Genomic DNA, 816 nt, shown 5'->3' with positions numbered 1-816 from the left:
AATGTCGCTCCGAGTTGAGCCGGTTACGCACACACGCAGCGAGGCCGCGCCATTGGCCGCCAGACGCACACTCCGGTACTCGAACGGCAGCCAGGTTTCTTGAGATCCACTCGCCAGATCCTGCAACGCACCCACGTGCTGCGCCGCGTCGAATAGCGCCGGATGGATACCGAAGCGCCTAGCGTCCTGATGCAATTCCTCAGGAAGCGCCACCTCCGCGAACAGCTCCCCATTCACCCCACGCCACGCAGCCCTCAACCCACGAAAAGCCGGTCCGTAGGCATAGCCTGCTTGGGCGAAGAGGTCGTAGACGTGCTCGACCTCCAACGGTTCAGAACCCACCGGGGGCCACACCGACAGGTCGGTCGTTGACAGGTCATCGTTCTCGGTCGGCGTCCCCCGGCCGACAGCCAAGAATCCACTCGCGCGACGCTCCCAGGTGCCTCCGGTATTCCCCTCGTCGCCCTGCGAATAGACAGCGACCTCGCGCCGCCCGTCCTCGTCCGCTTCCCCTACCCTCACCTGAACGCGCACAGAGTTGTCTGAGGGGAGCACCAGCGGGGACGACAGCGTCAACTCCTCCACGACGTCACACCCGACCTCGTCGCCGGCGCGAATCACCAGATCCACCATCATCGACCCCGGCACGATGACCCGACCGCCCACTGCGTGATCCGCCAGCCAAGGCTGCGCTGTCAGTGACAACCGTCCCGTGAGGAGCCATTCGTCGCTGCCCGCGACAGCCACCGCGGCGCCCAGCACCCCATGGTCCGCGACATCCAAGCCCAGTTCTCGGGTGTCCCGCTTCCCAGGCCG

1 protein-coding gene is annotated in these 816 nt (G+C 65.9%); it reads right to left on the bottom strand.

From position 1 onward, the window contains the following. Positions 1 to 783: polyketide synthase dehydratase domain-containing protein (locus tag LG396_RS38810; protein WP_225798314.1), on the bottom strand; the 783-nt coding region annotated here is incomplete at its 3' end. Positions 784 to 816: the final 33 nt, after the last annotated feature.

The organism is Streptomyces aculeolatus (assembly GCF_020400605.1).
GTDB classification, from domain to species: Bacteria; Actinomycetota; Actinomycetes; order Streptomycetales; family Streptomycetaceae; genus Streptomyces; species Streptomyces aculeolatus.
This window is presented reverse-complemented; position numbering and strand designations above follow the sequence as displayed.